Below are 11,973 nucleotides of genomic sequence, written 5' to 3'. Positions count from 1 at the left end.
TCAGACCCGAGTCAATTCATGCGAGAAATCATTCTTATTTCATTTTTAGGACCTGACCAACCCAATCAGTTTACTCGATTAATGCAAGTGTTGTCCGTACATTCTTTGCAAATATTAGATGTAGGGCAGGCGGTCATTCACAATCAATTGACTTTAGGTATTGTAGTGTCGTCAAACGACCAGACTGCAACAGCTTTAGCAATGAAAGACATCCTTATTTTAGCACATGATATTGGTCTTACCGTTCGTTTTAAACCAATTTCAGGTACAGAATATGACCAATGGGTAAGCGAAGGTGGACGTACCCGCTATATCGTGACGGCATTGGCACCTGAATTAACTGCTGCACACTTACAAGCTGTAACAAATATTGTTTCAAGTCAGGGATTTAATATTGAAACAGTGACTCGTTTGTCAGGTCGTCCTGAGCGTGATGGGCATCAAGATATACTCAAACGTTCATGTGTCCAATTTGGTTTAAGTGGACAGATGCTAGATGCACAAGCGATGCGTGCAGCATGTTTACGTCTTTCGGCTGAATTAAACATTGATGTCGCTGTGCAGGAAGACAATGCTTACCGACGTAATCGCCGTTTAGTTTGCTTTGATATGGACTCAACTTTAATCGAACAAGAAGTTATTGATGAGTTGGCGAAAGAAGCAGGTGTTGGAGACAAGGTTGCTGAAATCACCGAACTTGCCATGCAAGGTGAATTGGATTTTCAGCAAAGCTTCCGTGCACGTGTAGCCTTGTTGAAAGGCTTAGATGCTGAGGTTTTACCAAAAATTGCCGCACGTTTAACCATTACTGAAGGGGCGGAGCGTTTAATTTCTACCCTGAAGTCTTTGGGCTATAAAACTGCAATTTTATCGGGTGGTTTTCAATATTTTGCAGAATATCTACAAGAGAAATTAGGTATTGATGAAGTTCATGCCAATATCCTTGATGTTGAAAATGGTCAAGTCACAGGTGAAGTGAAAGGACATATTGTAGATGGTGCACGCAAAGCATATTTATTGACTGAATTGGCTGAAAAAATGGGAATTTCACCAGAGCAGGCGATCGCTGTGGGTGATGGTGCAAATGACTTGCCGATGCTGTCTATCGCTGGTTTAGGCGTGGCATTCCGTGCTAAACCTTTGGTTCGTCAAAATGCCAATCAAGCCATTTCAAGTGTTGGTTTAGATGGTGTACTTTACCTCTTGGGTGTTCATGATAAAGACCTCACTCGTGCTTAAATGCTTTAAATAAGATTGCCAGAACATGAAAAATAGCGACATAATGTCGCTATTTTTGTTTGAAAATGAACCACTTTGCTGTCATCAAATCTAAATAATACTTTTTGAAAAAGAGATTCGTTTTAAAACTTAAATTTTTTTATTTCTATAGAAAAACAACATGTATTTTTTTGTAATGACACTGCATGATTGATGGCAATTAGATTTTGAGAAAAACAGGATTCTTAAAAAATGTAATGACAAATGCATGTTGCGACAAAGTGTGTCGTTTACCCGAAAAACAGCACTTTCCTTCTCATAAAAACCATACATAATGCAATGCATAAGCTTCTATAAGATGGTTAAAGAAAAATTATAAAGCTTGAACTTGTTGTGAAACACCACTTAGACGGTTTATGAGAGACATCATTTTGACGGAGGTTGTTATGGTATCAGCGACATTTGCAACATTGATTGGATTCGCTCTAATTGCTGCAGCGTTGGCTACTGTTTTCTTTTCCCCTTATCGTCATTGGTTAGGGTTTATGTTTGCGGGTATGATCTTCTGGGGCACTCTAGAAGCAATGCGTTACAGCGTACAGAATATTTTCGATCTTTCGGTAGCATATAGTTATTTAACGGCAATCATGCTTGCAATGTCTGCATTGATTGCGTTGTTATTACGTGAAGACAGCCGTGCCCAAAAAGCACTGGCAAATCGTCAATATATTGAACATACCCCAGTCTATGAAGATGAATAAGTATTGAGTGAACAGAATGACAATATGCAAACCAAGATAACAATAGTGACTTTAATTACACGAAAAAAATCAATTTAGACATTTTAAGGTATATCAAAATGGTATACCTTTTTTCAGTTTATACTTTGTTCTCAAAGCCATGTCTAAGAATTGACAAGTTATGCTAGGATGAGCAAATTCGGATCTAATTTAAAAAACAACAGGCTTAAATGTCATGAAACTTTCTGCAATTCCAGTTGTGAAGTTACCAATCGTTGATGCAAGTACAGATCCATTGGATTTACTTGTATTGGGTTTAGCGCTTCGTATGAAACAATTGGCGCGTACCAGCCCAAAATTTATTGAATTGACCCATGATCGTCAGTTCCGTATCCAGATTGGTACAGACTTAGGCGTGGCTCGCCAAATTATTGTCAATAACGGTCAAATTGATACAGTTTCAGGTGCTGAACAAAAAGCGGATTTCGTTTTACAGTTTGCTGACAGTGATCAAGGTGTGAAAACTTTGGTCAAAGGTGATCCAACTGCATTTATGACGGGTATGCAAAACGGCACGATTAAAATGGAAGGTGATTTTAGTTTGCTGGTGTGGTTTAACCAAGTTGCTAAGTTAATCCCACCGAAAGTACCAAAACCTGTCAAAGAAAAAATCAAATTGGCACGTCAGTTCTTAAAGGAAAAGACAGGTCGATAATTGTTTTTCAAACATTAAAAAAGCCCATTCGGGCTTTTTTATATTTTAAACAGTGATTTTGTGTTGTGTATGTGAGCTTATTCGACCTCTAGGTTGAAGGTCACAGGTCCGTCATTGACCAAATGCACTTTCATATCTGCGGCAAAGATTCCTGTTTGTACATTTTCAAATTGTGATTGCGCATATGCAACCAGTTGTTCATACAGTGCTTTGGCTTCAGTGGGTGGCATTGCTGGTCCAAAGTCGGGACGCAAGCCTTTTTGCGTTTGTGCCATTAAGGTAAATTGCGAAACCAGCAAAAGTCCACCATTGGCTTGGCTGACGTTCCAGCCCATTTTTCCTTGTTCATCATCAAAAAATCGATATTTTAAAATCTTATCAATCAGTTTTTGACCCTTTTCAAAGTTATCCTCTTTACCTAAACCTAAAAAAACCAAAATTCCTGTTTGGATTTCTCCTGTGACTTGACCATCAACCACGACTTTGGCTTCTAACACTCGTTGTAATAATGCACGCATAAGAACAATAAGACTAAAATATGATAAGACCATTCTAACAGTTATAGAACAGCAAGATTGTCTAAAAAAGTCCATCTTTAAAACATTATAAATATTTGAATAAGCATGGCTTTTGTTTGATTATTCAGCATTTTCCGATATGAAAAAGACCTAGGTGTTCGATTTTTAAACACTGTTAAATTGCAAATATAGCCATTCACAGCGAAATGATTACGTTATGCACTTCAAAAATATGCTTTAATAAAAAAAGCATAGCGAAATTACAAACAGATATGGCGCCAATCATTCAATCTTTGCTGGATACCGATTTATATAAATTTACCATGTTGCAAGTGGTACTGCATAAATTTCCCCAAACTCACAGTGTCTACCATTTCCGCTGCCGTAATCTGGATGATACCGTTTATCCATTAACGGATATTTTGGAGGATTTGAATGAACAATTGGATCATCTTTGCTTACTAAAATTTAAAGAAGACGAATTACAATATTTACGCAGCATGCGTTTTATCAAAAGTGATTTTGTTGATTATTTAGAATTATTCCAACTGAAACGCCGTTTTATTAAAGCGGGTATAGATGAAGAAGGTCGTTTGGATATTTGGGTAGAAGGTCCAATGGTTCAAGCGATGATGTTTGAAATTTTTGTTCTTGCGATCGTCAATGAGCTTTATTTTAGCCGTATTCGCAATGATGAGGTGTATGCTGAAGGCGAACGACGTTTACAAGCCAAAGTTGAGTTATTAAAGAAACTTGAACAGCAGCAACAGACGGATAAGCCCCCATTCTTGGTATCTGACTTTGGTACGCGTCGTCGTTATAGCTTGGACTGGCAGCGACATGTCATTCAAACGTTCCATGCAGCGGTACCCAATGTTTTCAGAGGAACCAGTAATGTTCTCTTGGCAAAAGAATTAAATATTTATCCAATTGGAACAATGGCACATGAGTTTTTGCAAGCTTTCCAAGCTTTGGATGTGCGTCTAAGAGATTTTCAAAAAGCCGCTTTGGAAACTTGGGTACAAGAGTATCGTGGAGATTTAGGTATCGCCTTGACCGATGTTGTTGGTATGGACGCATTCCTACGAGATTTCGATCTGTATTTTGCCAAACTATTTGATGGTTTGCGCCATGACAGTGGTGACCCTTTTGAGTGGGGTGATAAGGCGTATCATCATTATCGTAAATTAAAAATTGATACCAAAGCGAAGATGTTAACCTTTAGTGATGGTTTAGATATCGAAAGAGCTTGGGCATTGTACCAATACTTCAAAGACCGTTTCCAAGTCAGTTTTGGTATAGGAACCAATTTGACCAATGATATGGGACAAACTCCATTGAACATTGTTTTAAAATTAGTGGAGTGCAATGGCCAGTCTGTCGCGAAAATTTCTGATAGTCCAGGAAAAACCATGACAGATAATGATACATTTTTGGCGTATCTGCGACAGGTCTTTGAAATACCAGAAGTTGTCGAAGCATAGAAAATTCTTATCTGATTTTTTGCTAAAAGAATGTGAAAAATCAGCTTATTGGAAAAAAACACTGTGCTAAGATCATGCATATTCAGGGTCTTAAAATAGAAAAACTTATGACTACACCTGCCTTTAATTTTGAATTACTCATCGAAGCAGAACAACTCGTGCCTTTTTTAGGACACGATAAGATTCGTATCGTCGATTTGAGTCGTAGTTCTGTCTACGAACAATTACATATTCCTCATGCTTTACATGTTAAACCACAATTGTTGGTAAGACAGGAAGAACAAGCTTCAGGGCTTTTACCTGATGAAGACGGTTTAAATGCGTTGATTGAATATTTAAATATTTCTCCTGAGCATCATGTTGTGGTTTATGATGATGAAGGTGGCGCTTGGGCTGGACGTTTGATTTGGAATTTGCATTGCCTTGGCTTTTACAATACCAGTTTATTAAATGGCGGTATTCATGCATGGTTGGCAGAAGGTTTTCCAACCTCATCTGACGTTGAAGTGTTTGAACCAGTAGAAACATTGGTTCCAGTCAATTTAAATCACCTTGAGCAACATCGTATTGAATATGCAAAATTGTTGGAAAAGGTTCAGCAACAAAGTATTCAAGTCTGGGACTGTCGGACATCCGAAGAATATACAGGACAACGTTTGGCAGCTAGACGCGGCGGTCACATTCCAAATGCACAACATTTTGAGTGGAGTACTGCAATTAACCGTCAAAATCATTTAAAATTGCATCCTCTAGAGCGCACGCAACAACGTTTAGAACAATTAGGCTTTCAATTTGATCAACCTGTGGTGGTGTACTGTCAGTCGCATCATCGTTCAGGCTTGGCTTACATTTTAGGTCGGTTATTGGATTGGAATATCCAAGCCTATGATGGTGCGTGGAGTGAGTGGGGCAATCGCCTCGATAGTCCAATTATTACTGGAGAATCACCTGCGTGAGTCTTACATCAAACTTAAAAAAACAAATTTTTATCCAAGCTCAAAAAGTTGTTCCACAGCAACAACTCAGCCGTGTCGTAGGTAAAGTTGCAGCCAGTGAAAATCCGATTATTAAAAATATAGCGATTCAAGCGTTTAAAGCTCAGTACGGGATTGACCTGTCGATCGCTGAACAAACGGATGCATTGAAATATAAGTCGTTTAATGAATTTTTTACGCGTGCCTTAAAACAGGGTGTACGTGAAATTGATACAGACCCGAGTAGTATTGTTTCCCCTGCTGATGGTGCAATTTCACAGTTGGGTAAAATTAAAGATGGAGATATCTTTCAAGCCAAAGGTCAGAGTTTTACTGTAGACCAATTGATTGGTGACCCAAAGTTGGCTGCACCTTTTGTGCAAGGTGAGTTTGCCACAGTGTACCTATCACCACGCGATTATCACCGTGTGCATATGCCATTCGCAGGAACACTGACAGAAACTTTATATATTCCAGGTGAATTATTTTCAGTCAATCAAACCACGGCTGAAAATATTCCGGGCTTGTTTGCACGTAACGAACGTATGGTGTGTTTGTTTGATACTGAACTCGGTCGTATGGCTGTTGTTTTAGTGGGTGCGATGATTGTGGCAGGTATTGAAACTGTGGCAACGGGTAAAGTGAAGCCAACTGGGCGCTTAGAATTAAATCATCATGAATTAGCACTAGAAAAAGGTGCTGAGCTTGGACGTTTCTATTTAGGCTCAACTGCAATTGTATTGTTTGAGCAAGATAAAATGAATTGGGATGCACAATTTAAAGCCAACTCCGTTGTTGTGATGGGTGAAGCTTTAGGGCATACACTTTAATTTGCTTTATTTATAAGGGGTTGTGTTTTTTCATGTAAGAAATACAACTCTTCTTAAATGTTACAGTTGCCTATATAAAACCAAACGTCAAAATAAGTTAACCTGAGTTTGATAAAAATCCTTGATGAAAGATGGTACAGCCAAACCGCCTGATTATTCATACAAGTGATTTGGATGATTCATTTATTTTGTACTTTTGAATCATAGATGGTCTTGCGATCTTGAGGCGACATGGATGTCGCCATGTTGAGTGGGGGTATGAGGATGTACCCTCGCTCAACGAAAGATTTTTGTCACTTTTCATCTCTGAAAAGTGAGGCTCGCCTACGCAAAACAATTTAAACTTTAGAAGTAAAGCGTGGTAGTGCAAGCTTTAGATCATCAAACAATCTATTGATCGCTTTCATTTTATTGATCAAGAGAAATGAAACGCTATTGATGGTTGCGCTTGCGGAGCTCCGCTCCTCATCCTAAAATTTGATGAAAACGCAGCAAGACTCCATAGAGATTTATTATTTTTCAATGAGTTGAAGATTTAATTACATCGAACTCAGGTTAAGTTAAATTCATCAATAGTATGATTGAGAACTTGTATCGTTTAGAGAAGGTATTTTCATAGCCTCATATGTTGAGAAAATTTTTGATCGTTCGCGTAGACGATGCCTCACTTTTCTCACCCCTTTTTTTGTTTAAGCACGTTCTTGTTCATATACCCCTGCTAAACATGGCGAGCCGCAGGCTGATCCAAAAAATGGATGGAAACCCAGCAAGGATCCGGAAAGACTTATTGTTTTTCAATGGGTTGAGATGTAGTTGCATCGAACTCACATTATTTAAATTATGTCGAACTCACGTTAAGTGGATAATATTGATTGGTCTCATATAAAACTTGTTTTAGTTTTTAGAATAAATCAAAATCCATGTGCTTTTAAATAAGACAGTTTTAAAGCCTGTGCATCTGCTAAAGCGTTGTGTGGGTTTTGAGAAGGTACATGAGTTTCGATCGGATCTTGCATCCAAAGTTGCATGGAAAGTGGTGGTGTTCGTATACATTTTCCTGCTGAAAGCACTAAACTCCGCATAAATAAAGCGAAATCTTCAGGCCAATCTGCAATGATTTCAATCTGATCATATTGAAATAGAAAAATCTGCAAACGACTTTGAAATTTTTTGAATTGAATGGGTGGTTGGTTTAAACGTGGTATCACATGATCGTTTACCCAAGGTACAGGGTTTGGGCATTCTAAAACTTCATAAAAAGATTGATGCTGTTCATCGACCAATGCCAATGAAATCAGTTCACCACCAAAACCATTAAATTCACAATCTAAAAATAATTTCATTTGGATTAATCAAAAATCAGCCTGCAAAATCAAGGCGCTCTTTCGGGAACACCACTCTAAAAACTGAACCTTGGTTTTCTTTAGAATCAATTTCAAGATAAGCATTATGTTGCATTAAAACATGCTTTACGATCGCTAAACCTAGACCTGTTCCACCTGTTTGTCGGCTTCTCGCACTGTCTACACGATAAAAACGTTCAGTTAGACGTGGAATATGTTTGGGATCAATCCCAATGCCTGTGTCTTCAACTGTAAAATAACCATGTTCAGTGTCATCATGCCAACCAATCGTCACAGTACCGCCTTTAGGTGTGTATTTAATGGCATTGGTAATTAAGTTACTGAAAGCACTGGCGAGTTCTGCATCTGAACCAATCAGGTCACAATGACTGTCAATATCCAGATTTAAAGTATGTCCATAATCGACGTTATAGGCTTGCGCATCATCAAAAAGCTGATTCATTAAATTGGGCATATCAATAATTTGATTTTTCGCGACCTGTTTATTGCCTTCTAATCGCGAAAGTAACAATAAATCATTCACCAAAGCATTCATACGTCGCGTTTGTGACTGCATCTGTTCAAAGGCGCGTTTCCAACGAGGATTTAGGTCTTCTTGGTCGGTAAAAGTTTCAATATACCCACTGAGTACAGTCAAGGGGGTACGAAGCTCATGTGAGATGTTATCGACAAAGTCTTTACGCATCTGCTCAAGATTATGCACACGGGTTACATCATAAGCGACCAACAAGCGACTTTCACTGCCAAAGCGAGTCAGTTTGATTTGTACATAATGTTCTTCATAGACCGAAGACTTTATTTTTATACCATCAGGTGATTGGTCAATATTATTAAAGTATTCAATAAAACTCGGCTGGCGGATAATGGTTAAAATATTACGACCACGATCTAAAGGTTGAATACCTAAAAGTTTTTCCGCAGCAGGGTTCCACCATTCGATTTGATGGAGTTCATCTGTTAAAACGACAGCTTCAGCCAAAGCCACTAAGGAGGATTGTGCACGATCAATCAAGCCAACCATTTCAGCTTGAACAACGCGTTCTTGGCGTTGTGCGCGATAGACATTAAATAGAAGCGCTCCCCAAATACCTTCGAGATTTGGTGGAGAATCATAAGGACGGTTGGAAATCCATTCATTGACCAAATACAAAGAGCGCAATTGAAATATAAAAAAAACGGCAAAACCGATGGAAATACAAATCCAAAAATAACCGATCCCTAAACCAATAAATCCGCCAATCACCAGTAAAAAAGCCAACAGGCGTAAGTCTTGTTTTGCAAACTCCCATAAACTGCTGTAGCGAAACTTTTTATGTTCACGTGCAAGATCTGGGACGGGATAGGGTTCATACATAGAAATTTATTTACCTTAACAGTGCTTAACCTATAGCGACATCTGCGCGCGTAGAGAAGCGATAACCTGTTCCACGAACAGTTTGGACATAGCGATCTGCGCCATAAGGTTCAAGTACTTTGCGTAAGCGACGGATATGGACATCGATGGTACGGTCTTCAATATAGACATTTCCACCCCAAACTTGGTCAAGTAATTGGGCACGTGTATAAGCACGTTCTGGATGGGTCATAAAGAAAGCCAACAAACGGTATTCTGTTGGTCCCATATCTAAAATACTGTCACCAAAACTTACTCGTTGGCTGACAGGATCAAGCACTAAGCCGTTCGCATCAATGGTTTTTTCACCACTCAATGCATTGGCACGACGAAGTACAGCTTTGATACGAGAAACTAATTCCCGTGTTGAAAATGGTTTGGTCATGTAGTCATCCGCACCTGCATCAAGACCTTGAACTTTATGGTCTTCTTCGCCACGTGCAGTTAACATAATCACTGGAATTTCTGCTAGATTTTCATCTCGTTTTAAGCGGCGACACAAATCTACGCCACTTACACCACCGGGCATCATCCAATCGAGTAAGATTAATGATGGTCGTTGGTCTACGATCATTTGATGTGCTTGTTTTGCATCTTCAGCTTGCAGGCATTGAAAACCTGCCATATCCAGTGAGGTATGGATCATTTCTCGAATCGGAAGCTCGTCATCGACGATTAATATATAGTCATCTTTCACAACGCAATATCCTATGTATGAACGGTGTACCGTCTTTTATTTATGACAGGCTTATTACAAAGATTAATTATGACAGTATCATTGCAAAAACAAGATGTAGACGAATTTTTGCAAAAAAATGTGACAAAAAATGGGCGATGTGATGAAAATTAGATGACATTTTTAAATAATCTTTGCAGCTTCAACTTAAAAAGAACATCAAATTGGTGACTAAAAATGCAAATATGACAGTTTGATGACACTGTTATACTTACTTCACACTACTCAAATCAGTCTAGGGCTGAGGAGCAAAGGTATTAATCAATGACACAAAGACCACTTCACATGCTGAAACAATTTCGTCTAAGGACTGTTTAAAACCACCCATCACCCAACGCACAGCAATTTGTGTAACATAACCATTTAGACCAGTCGCAACCAATGAAATTTCCTGTTCACTTCGTTCAATATGCGGCATCATCAGCGTCACAAAAGAGTGAATTAAGCGATCAAAACGTCCCATAGTTTCGTGAATAGTCGCATGATTATGTAATTCTTGAACCAGCATGGCATCGATATAAATAATACGAGCAACACGTGGGTCATTTTTTAACATGGTAAAAATCGCTGTCAAACCGCCTTTGATCATATTTTTAGGCTCTGGCGCACCTTGCATCACGCCTTGCATCACGGTTTGTTGTAACTGTTCAATCAATTGTAAAAAAATAACTTGAAACAGCTCCTCACTCTTTTTAAATGACTCATAGAAGTAGCGTTCAGTAAGTTTTGCTTCATTACAAATATCTTTAACAGTCACGGAAAAGAAACCATGTGTTCCATATGCCGCGATGCCTGCTTCAATCAATTTTTCGCGACGGGCGAGCTTTCTTTCAGACAAGGACATACCTTTGAATTGGCGTTCTTTTGTGGTTTTATTTATGGTTTTCTTTTCAGTTAAGCGAGATTCAGTCATTGTAAAAAATTACTCGTGTCATGTTCGATTGTCACAAAGAAGTGGTTATTTTAGCAATAAAAGTCATTGAAACCTATTTAAGATTTTTTGTATAAAAAAACAACTGCTCATTCACAATATAATATTGACAATAGTTATTGTCAAAATTATATTGAGTAGGTGAGCTGCACATTATCAGTATTATTGTGTGCGGATTTTAATAAAGGATAGACAATGAAAAATTTTAAAAACAAAGTCGCTGCAATTACAGGTGCTGGCTCTGGTATGGGACAACAGCTTGCGATTTTACTGGCAAAAGCAGGCTGTCATTTATCAATCAGTGATGTGAATGAAAAAGGTTTAGCAGAAACGATCGAATTGGTTAAGCCTTATAATGTTCGTGTTACTTCTAAGAAAGTGAATGTGGCAAATGTCGAAGAAATGCGTACATGGGCTGCTGAAACCGTACAAAATCATGGCTCTGTAAACATGATTTTCAATAATGCTGGTGTTGCTTTAGGTTCGACGGTAGAAGGCGCGACCTATGAAGAGCTTGAATGGATTATGAATATCAATTTCTGGGGTGTGGTATACGGAACCAAAGAGTTTCTACCATATATCAAGAAAACAGGTGATGGTCATATTATCAATATTTCAAGCTTATTTGGTCTAACGGCTCAGCCGACGCAATCTGCATATAATGCATCAAAATTTGCGGTACGTGGTTTTACTGAATCTTTACGTCAAGAATTAGATATCGAAAACTGTGGTGTATCTGCATTATGTGTACATCCAGGTGGTATTCGTACCAACATTGCCAATGATGCACGTATGAATGACAGTTTACGTTCTTTGGGCATGAATCCTGATAAGTCAGCAAAAGCATTTAATAAATTATTACGTATGCCTCCAGAAGATGCTGCTCAACAAATGCTTGATGCGGTGCTCAAAGATAAACGTCGTTTATTGATTGGTAATGATGCAAAAACGTTAGATTTGATTCAGCGAATCTTACCAACGGGTTATCAAAAATTGACAGGTTTTGCGACTAAATTTAGTAAAAAATTAGAACCAAAATAAACCTTTCTATAAAAAGCCGTCAAATTTGG

12 protein-coding genes are annotated in these 11,973 nt (G+C 38.4%); 7 read left to right on the top strand and 5 right to left on the bottom strand.

Annotation, left to right across the window (positions count from 1 at the left end; translation table 11 throughout):
* The first annotated feature begins 18 nt into the window (after window positions 1-18).
* The 3 genes from serB to I9192_RS21325 all read left to right on the top strand — a co-directional run bounded on the left by serB (window position 19) and on the right by I9192_RS21325 (window position 2,673).
* Complete coding sequence (gene serB, locus I9192_RS21335; protein ID WP_005035050.1) at window positions 19-1,239, top strand: phosphoserine phosphatase SerB; 1,221 nt, start codon at window positions 19-21, stop codon at window positions 1,237-1,239.
* Window positions 1,240-1,664: 425 nt separating this feature from the next.
* Window positions 1,665-1,979 carry a ciprofloxacin tolerance protein AciT gene (gene aciT / locus I9192_RS21330; protein WP_004825944.1) on the top strand — a complete coding sequence of 105 codons (315 nt, stop codon included), beginning with the start codon at window positions 1,665-1,667 and terminating at the stop codon, window positions 1,977-1,979.
* A 214-nt stretch (window positions 1,980-2,193) separates the two neighbouring features.
* Window positions 2,194-2,673, top strand: coding sequence for an SCP2 sterol-binding domain-containing protein (locus I9192_RS21325; RefSeq protein ID WP_004825947.1), 480 nt, complete (start codon window positions 2,194-2,196; stop codon window positions 2,671-2,673).
* 77 nt (window positions 2,674-2,750) lie between these two features.
* Here I9192_RS21325 and dtd read toward each other — a convergent pair whose 3' ends face one another.
* Window positions 2,751-3,191: a D-aminoacyl-tRNA deacylase gene (dtd, locus tag I9192_RS21320; protein WP_004825949.1), complete on the bottom strand. Its 441-nt coding sequence runs from the start codon at window positions 3,189-3,191 to the stop codon at window positions 2,751-2,753.
* Window positions 3,192-3,463: 272 nt separating this feature from the next.
* Between dtd and pncB the strand changes: the two genes are divergently transcribed.
* The 3 genes from pncB (at window position 3,464) to asd (ending at window position 6,479) form a co-directional block, all read left to right on the top strand.
* Window positions 3,464-4,675 (top strand): nicotinate phosphoribosyltransferase, encoded by a 1,212-nt coding sequence (gene pncB, locus I9192_RS21315; RefSeq protein WP_004825951.1) that lies wholly within the window; start codon window positions 3,464-3,466, stop codon window positions 4,673-4,675.
* Window positions 4,676-4,782: 107 nt separating this feature from the next.
* Complete coding sequence (locus I9192_RS21310) at window positions 4,783-5,631, top strand: sulfurtransferase (protein ID WP_010590830.1); 849 nt, start codon at window positions 4,783-4,785, stop codon at window positions 5,629-5,631.
* Complete coding sequence (asd, locus tag I9192_RS21305) at window positions 5,628-6,479, top strand: archaetidylserine decarboxylase (RefSeq protein WP_005035058.1); 852 nt, start codon at window positions 5,628-5,630, stop codon at window positions 6,477-6,479. Before I9192_RS21310 ends, asd begins: the two co-directional genes overlap by 4 nt.
* A gap of 911 nt (window positions 6,480-7,390) precedes the next feature.
* Here asd and I9192_RS21300 read toward each other — a convergent pair.
* The 4 genes from I9192_RS21300 to I9192_RS21285 all read right to left on the bottom strand — a co-directional run bounded on the left by I9192_RS21300 (window position 7,391) and on the right by I9192_RS21285 (window position 10,885).
* The gene (locus tag I9192_RS21300) at window positions 7,391-7,822 is read right to left on the bottom strand and encodes a hypothetical protein (RefSeq protein WP_004825956.1); all 432 of its coding nucleotides are present in this window, start codon (window positions 7,820-7,822) and stop codon (window positions 7,391-7,393) included.
* 16 nt (window positions 7,823-7,838) lie between these two features.
* Window positions 7,839-9,197 carry a phosphate regulon sensor histidine kinase PhoR gene (gene phoR, locus I9192_RS21295; RefSeq protein WP_004825958.1) on the bottom strand — a complete coding sequence of 453 codons (1,359 nt, stop codon included), beginning with the start codon at window positions 9,195-9,197 and terminating at the stop codon, window positions 7,839-7,841.
* Window positions 9,198-9,222: 25 nt separating this feature from the next.
* Window positions 9,223-9,933, bottom strand: coding sequence for a phosphate regulon transcriptional regulator PhoB (gene phoB / locus I9192_RS21290; RefSeq protein ID WP_004825961.1), 711 nt, complete (start codon window positions 9,931-9,933; stop codon window positions 9,223-9,225).
* Between the two features lie 274 nt (window positions 9,934-10,207).
* Window positions 10,208-10,885: a TetR/AcrR family transcriptional regulator gene (locus tag I9192_RS21285; protein WP_005035061.1), complete on the bottom strand. Its 678-nt coding sequence runs from the start codon at window positions 10,883-10,885 to the stop codon at window positions 10,208-10,210.
* A gap of 213 nt (window positions 10,886-11,098) precedes the next feature.
* Between I9192_RS21285 and I9192_RS21280 the strand changes: the two genes are divergently transcribed.
* Window positions 11,099-11,944 carry an SDR family NAD(P)-dependent oxidoreductase gene (locus I9192_RS21280; protein ID WP_004825964.1) on the top strand — a complete coding sequence of 282 codons (846 nt, stop codon included), beginning with the start codon at window positions 11,099-11,101 and terminating at the stop codon, window positions 11,942-11,944.
* The last annotated feature ends 29 nt before the right edge of the window (window positions 11,945-11,973 follow it).

The sequence above is a fragment of the Acinetobacter bereziniae genome (genome assembly GCF_016576965.1).
In the GTDB taxonomy this organism is placed as follows: Bacteria; Pseudomonadota; Gammaproteobacteria; order Pseudomonadales; family Moraxellaceae; genus Acinetobacter; species Acinetobacter bereziniae.
Note: the sequence above shows the minus strand (reverse complement) of the source record. Positions and strands in the feature narration are given on the sequence as shown.

What these genes read in the sequence shown, in the direction of transcription:
- serB (WP_005035050.1), top strand. Translation starts at nt 19, where the DNA reads ATGCGAGAAATCATTCTTATTTCATTTTTAGGACCTGACCAACCCAAT.
- aciT (WP_004825944.1), top strand. Translation starts at nt 1,665, where the DNA reads ATGGTATCAGCGACATTTGCAACATTGATTGGATTCGCTCTAATTGCT.
- I9192_RS21325 (WP_004825947.1), top strand. Translation starts at nt 2,194, where the DNA reads ATGAAACTTTCTGCAATTCCAGTTGTGAAGTTACCAATCGTTGATGCA.
- dtd (WP_004825949.1), bottom strand. Translation starts at nt 3,191, where the DNA reads ATGCGTGCATTATTACAACGAGTGTTAGAAGCCAAAGTCGTGGTTGAT.
- pncB (WP_004825951.1), top strand. Translation starts at nt 3,464, where the DNA reads ATGGCGCCAATCATTCAATCTTTGCTGGATACCGATTTATATAAATTT.
- I9192_RS21310 (WP_010590830.1), top strand. Translation starts at nt 4,783, where the DNA reads ATGACTACACCTGCCTTTAATTTTGAATTACTCATCGAAGCAGAACAA.
- I9192_RS21300 (WP_004825956.1), bottom strand. Translation starts at nt 7,822, where the DNA reads ATGAAATTATTTTTAGATTGTGAATTTAATGGTTTTGGTGGTGAACTG.
- phoR (WP_004825958.1), bottom strand. Translation starts at nt 9,197, where the DNA reads ATGTATGAACCCTATCCCGTCCCAGATCTTGCACGTGAACATAAAAAG.
- I9192_RS21285 (WP_005035061.1), bottom strand. Translation starts at nt 10,885, where the DNA reads ATGACTGAATCTCGCTTAACTGAAAAGAAAACCATAAATAAAACCACA.
- I9192_RS21280 (WP_004825964.1), top strand. Translation starts at nt 11,099, where the DNA reads ATGAAAAATTTTAAAAACAAAGTCGCTGCAATTACAGGTGCTGGCTCT.